A 7,561-nucleotide genomic window follows, 5' to 3' on the forward strand; every position below is an offset into this window, starting at 1 on the left:
TGGAGCATTCGAAGATCGGGCATTACTTCACCCATATCGTAACGTCGGAGAGCGCGGGCATCCTGAAGCCGCATAAAGCGATCTTCGATTATGCCATGCAGTTGTCCAACACAACGGCGGCGGACAGCATCATGATCGGCGATACGTTGGAAGTGGATATCCTCGGGGCGCAGCAGGCGGGTATGGACCAGGTGTATTTCGCGCCGGGCGTGGTACAGGCGGGCGTTACCCCGACTTACACGATCAAAACGCTGTCCGAGCTGAAGAACATCCTGTAGGGGCATAAAAAATCCCGGTAACAATCGCTACCGGGACTTCCCAATATAATGGCTGCAAAATTTACTAGCTTTTATCCGCTGTTTTCTTCTTAGCTGCCGCTGCTTTGGCGGCTTCTGCCCTGGACGGCATCGGCATGCAGCAGGATTTGCCTTTGGCGGCGGTTTCCTGTTTACAGCAGGATGCATCTTTACCCTTATTGCAGGCTTCTTCCTTTTGGGCGGGAGCCTTCTTTTTTGCCACAGGCTTTTCCTGGGCGAGGGCAGGGCCGGCGATAAGCGCTGCGGCGGAGAGCATCAGAAAGAATGGCTTCATGCGGTGCTTTTGTGTAATTGAAGATACGCTTTCCGTTTGGAAAAGAAACGTTAAAAAAATTATCAAGCCAATTCTGCGATAACGGTCTGGCCGCCACGAACGATTTGCTCGAGGTTCACGTTCACTTTGGTGCCTACGGGCAGGTAGATGTCCACGCGGGAGCCGAATTTGATGAAACCCATCTCTGTATTCTGCTTCACTTCCATGCCGGGCTTCAGGTAGTTCACGATGCGGCGGGCGAGGGCTCCGGCGATCTGGCGTACCAGGATGTCGGTTTTGCCGTTGCCGATAACAACCGTATGGCGTTCGTTCTCGGTGGAAGCTTTCGGGTGCCAGGCCACGAGGTACTTGCCGGCGTGGTATTGGCTCAGCTTCACGCTGCCGCTGATGGGGTTGCGGTTCACGTGTACGTTGGCGGGGCTCATGAAGATGGACACCTGCAGGCGCTTATCCTTGAAGTATTCCCCTTCCACGGTTTCTTCGATCACCACGATCTTCCCGTCTGCCGGGGCAATCACCTGTTTTTCGTCGAATTGCATTTCGCGGGAAGGGATGCGGAAAAACGATACGATGAACAGGAAAAATACGAGGGAGATTCCCAGTATCGTCCAGCACATTACCGGCGAATCGTAAAGGAAATAAAACACTGCGATGTTAAGCAGCGCCAGTACGGCGAATGTTAGGGCGATGGTAGCGGTGCCCTCACGATGGATCGTCATGATTCTGTAGATTTTTATCTGGCCCTTTAATCAGGCGGTACGAAGGTATGAAGAAAAATATTTATCGGACAAACAGGCTGACATAGATCCAGGCGAAGGGCGCAGCCACCAGCAGGGAATCGAAGCGGTCGAGGAATCCGCCGTGCCCCGGCATGATGTTCCCCGAATCCTTCACCCCGGCCAGCCTTTTCAGCCGCGACTCCAGCAGGTCGCCCGCCGTGCCGAATACCGCCGCGATGGCCGACAGCGCGATCCAGTGCTGCAGCGGCAACCACTGATGCCCCCAGAAATGCCCGAAAACGCCCGCGGCGGCCACGGCCAGGATCATCCCGCCCACGGTGCCTTCGATCGTCTTTTTGGGAGAAATGGTGGGAGCGAAGGGCGTCCGGCCGATGAGGGAGCCCACGATATAAGCCATGGTGTCGTTGATCCAGATAAAACAGATGAGCAGCAGCGGGATGAGATACCCCGGCGCATGGTGCCCCGGCACCTCCGTGAAGCTCAGATCCACCAGGAGGCCGAAGGGAACCGTCACGTACATGAGCCCCAGCAGCGAATACCCGATGGTTTTCAGCGAGAAGGTCTTGCCCATGAGGATTTCCCCCAACGGCAGTATCAGGATGAAAACGAACGACATCGCCCAGCCGATCTCCCCGAGCGACAGCCCGTTGCGCTCGAAATTCGAACCGGTGAACGCCAGCATCATGGCGCAGCCGGCGATCAGGGCGCCGTAGCGGTGCCAGGAAGAGATTTCCGTGTAGTCGGCGTCGATATGGCGGACCAGCTTGGCGTACTCCTGCAACGCGAAGAAATTGACCAGGAAAAACAGGAGGAAGAAGGATAGGGGCGACCATAAAATGCCTCCCAGCATAATGGCCACGAAAAACAGGGCGGTGATGGTCCGCGTGATGAAAGTCTTCATGTGTTGTATTAAAGTGAAACCGGGTTTATGGCCCCCGGCTTATTCCGTTGTTCCGGGTTCGGGACGGCTTTCGGCGATCAGCTGTTTGGCCTGCGCCTCGTTGGAGATATGCACGTACACTTCGTCCATTCCGGGCAGCATGGTCACGAAGGAGGAATCCTGCCGCGGAACGATGACCGCTTCAATACCGTTTTCCACGAGCATGCCGCGGATGATTTCGGATTCGTAGGCGATGTTGCTCGCATACACTTTTACCCAATCTTTTTCCATAGTATCAGTTTTTTGCCTCGACCTCCGCCGTCTTCCAGTTATAGCCGTTCTGCCTGGCGCGTTGCGCGAGCCTCCAGATGAGGAGCCCGGTGATCACGGCGCTCAAAACGGCGAGGTAGAACGGCACCGCTTCTTCGGCGGCGGGATCTTTGCTGATGAGTTTGTTCTGGTAAAGATAAAACAATACCACCTGCATGCCGTTGTTCAGGAAATGCGCCGCGATGGACAGCCAGAGGTTTCCCGTAACGAGGAACACCGCGCCGATCACGAAGCCCAGCACAACACGGGGCAGGAAGGTAACGAATTGAAGGTGGATAGCGGAGAAGATGAGGGCGGTGACGATCACGGCCACCCAGCCGTTGCGCACCAGTTTCCGGATCACCCGCTGCAGGCATCCCCGGAAAAATACCTCCTCGGCGATGGCCGGCATGAGCGCCATCAGGAAGAGGTTGCGGATCATCGTCCAGCTGTTGGGCATCTGCAGGAGGGCTTTGGCCTGCTTTTCCGCCATTTTTTCCATGTCGTGGAAAGATTGCGGCAGCCCCACCATTTTGTTCCAGTCGGCCGAAGCGCCTACCAGTTGCAGGCAACACAGCAGCACCAGCAGCGACAGGATCAGCTGCAGGAAGGGGAGCCCCCTGTTCAGGCCAAGGTAATGCGCCGGGCGCTCCATCGCCAGGGCGAACAGCGCCCCCGGGAGGAGGAACACCGTGAACGTATACAAAAACTGCGATATACGAAGTGCGGCGGCTACGGAAGGGACCGCCATCACCTTGGGGTCCTGCGACTGCAGCATCGTATAGCCCCCGCTGATAGCCGGGAACACCCCGGTCATGATAAGCCCGTATCCCATGAAGAATACCGACATCAGTCCCAATAAAATCGCCAGTTGCCCGAACGGGGAAGCCTTCCGTATAAAGTCCATCATACTTTCGCTGTGCTAAATTTGCGTAAATTTACAGGGCATTTGTCAGTTTTGACCGATAAAATTCTGGCAGCCTGTTTTAATATGGTGAAAATTGGAGATATAGAACTGGGTGAATTTCCGCTTTTGCTGGCGCCCATGGAAGATGTAAGCGATCCGCCGTTCAGGGCGGTATGTAAACGCGAGGGGGCCGACCTCATGTATTCCGAATTCATTTCCTCGGAAGGCCTCATCCGCGACGCCATAAAAAGCCGTATGAAACTCGACATTTTCGAGTTCGAGCGCCCGGTCGGCATCCAGATCTTCGGGGGCGACGAAGAGCCCATGGCCATGGCCGCCCAGATCGTGGAAGCCGCCAACCCCGACCTCCTTGATATCAACTTCGGCTGCCCGGTTAAGAAAGTCACCTGCAAAGGCGCCGGCGCCGGCATCCTCAAGGATATCCCCAAGATGGTCCGCCTCACGGAAGCCGTCGTAAAGGCCACAAAACTCCCCGTTACGGTTAAAACCCGCCTGGGGTGGGATGACGACACCAAAAACATCGAAGAAGTCGCCGAAAGGCTCCAGGACGTAGGCATCAAAGCCCTCACCATCCACGGGCGCACCCGCACGCAGATTTACAAGGGGCATGCAGACTGGACGCTCATCGGCAAAGTGAAAAACAACCCGAAAATCCATATCCCCATCTTCGGCAACGGCGACATCTGTACACCCGAACAGGCGGTAGCCGCCAGGGAGAAGTACGGGGTAGACGGGGTGATGATCGGCCGCGCGGCCATCGGTTACCCCTGGATCTTCAACGAAATCAAACATTACATGCGCACCGGCCAGCACCTGCCGCCGCCTACCGTCGCCGAGCGGGTAGACGTCTGCAAGGAACACCTCCGCCGCTCCATCCAATGGAAGGGAGAAGTGGTCGGCATCCTCGAAATGAGGAGGCATTATACGAATTACCTGAAAGGGCTGCCCCATATCAAGGAATTCCGTTCACAATTAGTAACTTGCAATACAGCGGAAGGGATCGAAGCGGTCCTCGATGCCGTAGCATATCAGTACAAAGATCATATATTTGAGCGGACGATGGCCCCAATGGCTGGCATAGAAGCAACAGCAAACCTACCGGAAAGAGCACTCACCTGTGACGTTCCGGACTGACCCCAGAAATGAACCATATAAATTGCTTTCACAATGGCCACAATCAAAAATTTGAAAAATGAGGTCTGGAAAGACTTGCAGATTAAAAACAAATCTGCCCTGCGTAAACGCTACGCGGTTTCCAATATGGGAAGAGTAATGAGTTACCAGGAAAGCAAAGAAGAGGGCCGCCTTTTAAACGGATCCACCGTGGAAGGCTACACTGTTCTCAACATCAAGCCTGCAGACACGTACCAGTCCCTCTACCTGCACCGCGAAGTGGCGCGCCTGTTCATCCCCAAAACCAGCCGCTCACAGAAATACGTTATCCATCTCGACTACGATAAAAAGAACAATAAAATCGCCAACCTCCGCTGGGCCACCAAGGAGGAAATGGAACAGCACCAGCAGAACAGCCCGGCCAAGCTGGCGTACAAGGAGCTCCAGCGCCACCGTACCAAAGGGCTGAAACTGAACATCGCCAAGGTGAAAAGCATCAAGCGCCTGCTGCACAAGCCGGGGCGCAAAACGATGAAACAGATCGCCGAGCAGTTTTCGATCAGCGAAATGCAGCTGTACCGGATCAAGAGCGGCGAAAACTGGAGCCACGTAACATTGGATTAACGCCTGAGTCATCAGGAATGGTCATATTTTTTGATGTTGTCTGACGAAGGCCCCCGGCACCGGGGGCCTTCTCATTTTTACAGGGTTTGCAGGAACGGGGGTTTTACCGTACCTTACTCTTCCAAATCAGTAGACTATGTCAGGCAAGAAAATCGCCATCATCGGCGGCGGCAACCTCGGGTCCGCCATCGCGGAAGGCCTCCTTAAAAGCGGTTTCTCCAAAGCCGGAGAAATCACCGTCACCAAGCGCAACGTCGCTACCCTGGCCGCATTGCGCGAGCAGGGCGTTCATGTTGAATCCGATAACGCAAAAGCCATCCGCGAAGCAGACGTGGTGGTGGTGGCCCTCAAACCATATAACGTTAAAGAAGTCCTCACCGAACTCCGCGCCAGCTTCGACGCCGAAAAACAACTCCTTATCTCGGTCGTTACCGGCGTCCTCCTCGATGACCTCGAAAGAATCACCCTCCCCGGCCTGCCCATCTTCCGGGCCATGCCCAACACCGCCATCGCCATCCGGGAATCCATCACCTGCATCTGCGGCCGCAACGTCACCGAAGAACAAACCGCTTTCGTGAAAGAAATGTTCGACCAGCTGGGCGTTACCGTCGCCATCGACGAAAAACTCATGGACGCTGCCACCGTACTCGGCGCCTGCGGCATCGCCTACGCCCTCCGCTTCATCCGCGCCTCCATACAGGGCGGTATCGAAATCGGCTTCGACGCCGCCACCGCCAACCTCATCGCCGCCCAAACCGTGAAAGGCGCCGCAGAACTGCTCATCAAAGGCAACCGCCACCCGGAAGCGGAAATCGATAAGGTAACCACACCCAAAGGCTGCACCATCGCCGGCCTCAACGAAATGGAACACCAGGGCTTCAGCTCCTCCCTCATCAAAGGCATCACCAGCTCGTATAACAAAATCATCAAAGGATAATTTCCTTTTACATACTTGCATAAAAACAACAAGGCCGGGATAAGATTATCCCGGCCATTTAGTTAAACCTACAACTGTTACACTGTTTGTAACACTATTATCACTTATGCAAGTATTTTATCAGTTCATCATGGAGGCGGACTGCAAATCCCGCGCTTCCATTTCCGTTTCCGTAGGCGCCACCATCCGCTGGCGGATGTAACGCTTCTTGGAAATACGCCCCATACCGAACTTCGCCATCACCTTGTCTACCACATAGTAAATCACCGGCACCACGATCAGCGTGAGGAACATCGACGTGATCAAACCACCAATGATTACCCAGGCCAGGCCGTTCTTGGTCGAAGCCACACCGCCTGTCGCCAATGCGATCGGCAACATACCGATCACCATCGCGATGGTGGTCATGAGAATCGGGCGAAGACGGGCGTGGTTGGCGTGGATCAGCGCGTCGTACGTGCTCTGGCCTTCTTCCTTCATCTGGTTGGTGAAGTCTACAAGGATGATCGCGTTCTTCGCCACCAGGCCGATCAGCATGATCATACCCAGGATGGTGAAGATGTTCAGCGTGTTGTTGGTCAGCGCCAGCGCCAGCAAGGCACCGATGATCGCCAGCGGGATCGAGAACATCACCACGAAAGGATAGATGTAGTTGTCGTACAGCGCCACCATGATCAGGTACACCATGATGATGGAGATGAGCAACGCCACGCCGAGGGTGGAGAAGGAGTCGCCCTGGTTTTCCGCATCGCCGCCGAGCACGAAGCTCACGCCCATGGGTTTCTCCAGCTGGTTCAGTTTGGCCACGAACTCCTGCGTTACGGTACCGGCGGGCTTACCCATCACCTGGCTCTGGATGGAAACGGAGGTGCTCTTGTCGCGGCGCTCGAGGCGGCTCGGACCGGAACCTTCGGTGATGGTCGCGAATTGCGCCAGTTTCACCAGTTCCCCCTTGTCGTTCTTGAAATCGATATTGGAAACGTCCTGGATGTTGCGGCGGTTGAAGTCGCCGAAACGGATGTTGATGTCATATTCATATTCACCCTGCCGGAATTTCACCTTCGAGTCATCGGCCGTTCCGCTGAATGCCGTCTGCATCGTACCACCCACGTTTTCAAGGGTGAGGCCGAGGGCCGACATCTTATCACGGTCTACCTGCACATTGATCTCGGGGTTGCCTTCTTCCACGGAAAGCTTCACCTCGGTGGCGCCTTCAATCTTCTGCAGCTCTGCCATACCCGCTTTCGCGAATTTGAACACGCTGTCGAGATCGGTACCCATTACGATCACATCAATCGGCGCACGTTCCGCCGTACCCATGATGCTCACGGAAGTGGTTTTCACTTTCACGCCGGGCAGGATTTCCTTCAGTTCCTTCTTCATTTTAGAAGCCAGGATGTCTGCCGCTTCACGTTGGTGCAGATCCACCAGCTGCACGG

Annotated in this window: 10 protein-coding genes; 4 read left to right on the top strand and 6 right to left on the bottom strand. The window is 55.2% G+C overall.

Going from position 1 to position 7,561, the window contains the following annotated elements:
- Window positions 1-278: HAD-IA family hydrolase (locus tag Q0510_RS14385; RefSeq protein ID WP_298713063.1), on the top strand; the 278-nt coding region annotated here is incomplete at its 5' end.
- A 64-nt stretch (window positions 279-342) separates the two neighbouring features.
- On the opposite strand, the gene Q0510_RS14390 is transcribed toward Q0510_RS14385, so the two are convergent.
- The 5 genes from Q0510_RS14390 to Q0510_RS14410 form a co-directional block, all read right to left on the bottom strand.
- Complete coding sequence (locus Q0510_RS14390; protein WP_298713065.1) at window positions 343-591, bottom strand: hypothetical protein; 249 nt, start codon at window positions 589-591, stop codon at window positions 343-345.
- 62 nt (window positions 592-653) lie between these two features.
- Entirely contained in the window at window positions 654-1,310 is a 657-nt protein-coding gene (locus Q0510_RS14395; protein ID WP_298713067.1) for a phosphatidylserine decarboxylase family protein, read from the bottom strand.
- Between the two features lie 61 nt (window positions 1,311-1,371).
- Window positions 1,372-2,232 (bottom strand): phosphatidate cytidylyltransferase, encoded by an 861-nt coding sequence (locus Q0510_RS14400; protein ID WP_298713070.1) that lies wholly within the window; start codon window positions 2,230-2,232, stop codon window positions 1,372-1,374.
- 39 nt (window positions 2,233-2,271) lie between these two features.
- Window positions 2,272-2,502: a DUF2007 domain-containing protein gene (locus Q0510_RS14405; protein WP_298713073.1), complete on the bottom strand. Its 231-nt coding sequence runs from the start codon at window positions 2,500-2,502 to the stop codon at window positions 2,272-2,274.
- Between the two features lie 4 nt (window positions 2,503-2,506).
- A complete protein-coding gene (locus Q0510_RS14410) occupies window positions 2,507-3,430 on the bottom strand; it encodes a CPBP family intramembrane glutamic endopeptidase (RefSeq protein ID WP_298713076.1) in 924 nt (307 codons plus the stop codon).
- 81 nt (window positions 3,431-3,511) lie between these two features.
- On the opposite strand from Q0510_RS14410, the gene dusB reads away from it, so the two are divergent.
- The 3 genes from dusB to proC all read left to right on the top strand — a co-directional run bounded on the left by dusB (window position 3,512) and on the right by proC (window position 6,122).
- Window positions 3,512-4,582 (top strand): tRNA dihydrouridine synthase DusB, encoded by a 1,071-nt coding sequence (dusB, locus tag Q0510_RS14415; protein WP_298713079.1) that lies wholly within the window; start codon window positions 3,512-3,514, stop codon window positions 4,580-4,582.
- Window positions 4,583-4,615: 33 nt separating this feature from the next.
- A complete protein-coding gene (locus Q0510_RS14420) occupies window positions 4,616-5,185 on the top strand; it encodes an HNH endonuclease (RefSeq protein ID WP_298713082.1) in 570 nt (189 codons plus the stop codon).
- Window positions 5,186-5,321: 136 nt separating this feature from the next.
- Complete coding sequence (proC, locus tag Q0510_RS14425) at window positions 5,322-6,122, top strand: pyrroline-5-carboxylate reductase (protein ID WP_298713085.1); 801 nt, start codon at window positions 5,322-5,324, stop codon at window positions 6,120-6,122.
- Between the two features lie 120 nt (window positions 6,123-6,242).
- On the opposite strand, the gene Q0510_RS14430 is transcribed toward proC, so the two are convergent.
- Window positions 6,243-7,561, bottom strand: a 1,319-nt coding sequence (locus Q0510_RS14430) for an efflux RND transporter permease subunit (protein WP_298713088.1), incomplete at its 5' end; no start/stop codon positions are given.

Source organism: uncultured Chitinophaga sp. (genome assembly GCF_937874145.1).
Classification (GTDB): Bacteria; Bacteroidota; Bacteroidia; order Chitinophagales; family Chitinophagaceae; genus Chitinophaga.

Coding starts and splice junctions, on each gene's coding strand:
- Q0510_RS14395 (WP_298713067.1), bottom strand. CDS start 1,310: ATGACGATCCATCGTGAGGGCACCGCTACCATCGCCCTAACATTCGCC.
- Q0510_RS14420 (WP_298713082.1), top strand. CDS start 4,616: ATGGCCACAATCAAAAATTTGAAAAATGAGGTCTGGAAAGACTTGCAG.
- Q0510_RS14410 (WP_298713076.1), bottom strand. CDS start 3,430: ATGATGGACTTTATACGGAAGGCTTCCCCGTTCGGGCAACTGGCGATT.
- dusB (WP_298713079.1), top strand. CDS start 3,512: ATGGTGAAAATTGGAGATATAGAACTGGGTGAATTTCCGCTTTTGCTG.
- Q0510_RS14390 (WP_298713065.1), bottom strand. CDS start 591: ATGAAGCCATTCTTTCTGATGCTCTCCGCCGCAGCGCTTATCGCCGGC.
- Q0510_RS14405 (WP_298713073.1), bottom strand. CDS start 2,502: ATGGAAAAAGATTGGGTAAAAGTGTATGCGAGCAACATCGCCTACGAA.
- Q0510_RS14400 (WP_298713070.1), bottom strand. CDS start 2,232: ATGAAGACTTTCATCACGCGGACCATCACCGCCCTGTTTTTCGTGGCC.
- proC (WP_298713085.1), top strand. CDS start 5,322: ATGTCAGGCAAGAAAATCGCCATCATCGGCGGCGGCAACCTCGGGTCC.